The following is a 1,607-nucleotide window of genomic DNA, read 5'->3' as shown; positions in this document are numbered from 1 at the left end:
TTCAGTTCGTTACGGTCGGTGACCTTTATGCGGCGTCCTCGAGGGCAGGGGCCTGGGCGCGTTCACGGTCGCGTCGGGACAGATAGCGGGCGTGCTCGGTGCGGGCGTCGTAGCGCCAGCGGTAGGGCCGGGCGGTGGTGTTGTGGCGGATGGTGAACTCCTCGATCTGGGTCATCAGGTCCTGGCGGGAGGTGAACTCCCCGCGGCGGAGCAGGCGGCGGGTGAGCACCGAGAACCACATCTCGATGACGTTGAGCCAGCTGGCGTGCTTGGGCGTGTAGGTGACCTTGAACCGGGGATGGGCGGCCAGCCACGCCCGGGTGGCCCGCGAGGTGTGACTGGCCCCGTTATCCATGATCAGATAAATGTTCAGGCGCGGGTCGATCATCTGGTCCAGCATCGTCAGGAAGGCGATGAAGGTCGCCGAGTCGTTGCGGTCGATCTGTTCGGCCAGGACTTCACCGCTGAGCACGTTCATGGCGGCCAGGATGGACACGGTGCCGTGCCGCACGTACTCGAACTCCCGGCGTGCGGCCCGCCCGGGCTCGGCGGCCAGCTCGGGGTACTTGCGGGACTTGGCCTGAATGCCGGTCTTTTCATCCACGCTGACCAGCACGCCGTCATCAGGCGGACGCAGGTACAGATCGCACACCGCCGCGGCCAGATGCCAGAACTGCTCGTCATCGAGCCGGTTCAGCCAGCCCCGCACCTTGTGCGGCCGCAGATCGGCCTCGGTCAGGATCCGCCCGACCGAGGCGAGGGAGATCCCGGTGTCGGCCAGGCGCTCGGCGATCAGCGTGTGCGTCCAGGCGGCCTGCCCCGCAGGTGGCGCGCTGGTCGCGCAGGCGATCACCCGCAGGCGGACTTCGGGCCCGTACAGTTCCGGCCTGCCTGGCCGGGGCAGATCCAGCAGGCCCCGGATACCGCGCTCGGCGAACCGATCACGCCATTTCCGCACGGTCGTCTCAGTGACCCGCAGCGTGGCGGCGATCCGTGCCAGCGGCCAGCCGTCGGCGACCAGCAGCACGATCCGGGCCCGGACCACCATGACCTGCGGACTGGACGGCCGGTTGACGATCTTCTCGAGCCTGTGGCGGCGCCGGTGGCCGACCTTGATGACCGTCGCGCTGACCGGACCGGCCATCGCCCCACCCCTCTCCTTTGTCGGGTGATCTGTTCCAATCGCCCGACAATGCCCGGTATCGGGGAGTCGAGGGGGACGACACGCCGATCGGTCGGCGACAATCAGGGCATGCCGGTACCGCCCAAGCAGCTGAAGTCCCTCGTCGAGGACGAGGTCGACTCCCACGCCTACAAGCACTGGCCGCAGTTGGGCGAGGTCACCGTCCGCTGGCGCGGCTCCTACGGCTATCTGACCGGGCACTGGGACGACGACGAAGATGACACCGGCTTCCCGCTGGCCCGCATCGAATACCTCGGCTCCCCTGAGATGTGGACGTTCGCGATCTACCAGCCCAGCAGCGACAGCTACCAGGAGTCGGTGCTGTTGAACGGCCGCCCTGTGGGCACGCCCAACGAGGCGCTCGACTGCGCCTGCACGATCCACCTCGCACAGACCGACGACCACACCCGGTGATCGACCGAAT

At 67.9% G+C, this 1,607-nt stretch carries 2 protein-coding genes; one reads left to right on the top strand and one right to left on the bottom strand.

Annotation, left to right across the window (positions count from 1 at the left end; translation table 11 throughout):
- Nucleotides 1-25: 25 nt before the first annotated feature.
- A complete protein-coding gene (locus Mth01_RS29240) occupies nt 26-1,144 on the bottom strand; it encodes an IS630 family transposase (RefSeq protein WP_204019192.1) in 1,119 nt (372 codons plus the stop codon).
- Between the two features lie 108 nt (nt 1,145-1,252).
- Here Mth01_RS29240 and Mth01_RS29235 point away from each other — a divergent pair, with 108 nt between their 5' ends.
- Entirely contained in the window at nt 1,253-1,597 is a 345-nt protein-coding gene (locus Mth01_RS29235) for a hypothetical protein (RefSeq protein ID WP_204019191.1), read from the top strand.
- Nucleotides 1,598-1,607: the final 10 nt, after the last annotated feature.

The organism is Sphaerimonospora thailandensis (assembly GCF_016863115.1).
GTDB classification, from domain to species: Bacteria; Actinomycetota; Actinomycetes; order Streptosporangiales; family Streptosporangiaceae; genus Sphaerimonospora; species Sphaerimonospora cavernae.
The sequence above is the reverse complement of the archived record's forward strand: the minus strand, read 5'-3'. Positions and strand labels throughout refer to the sequence as shown.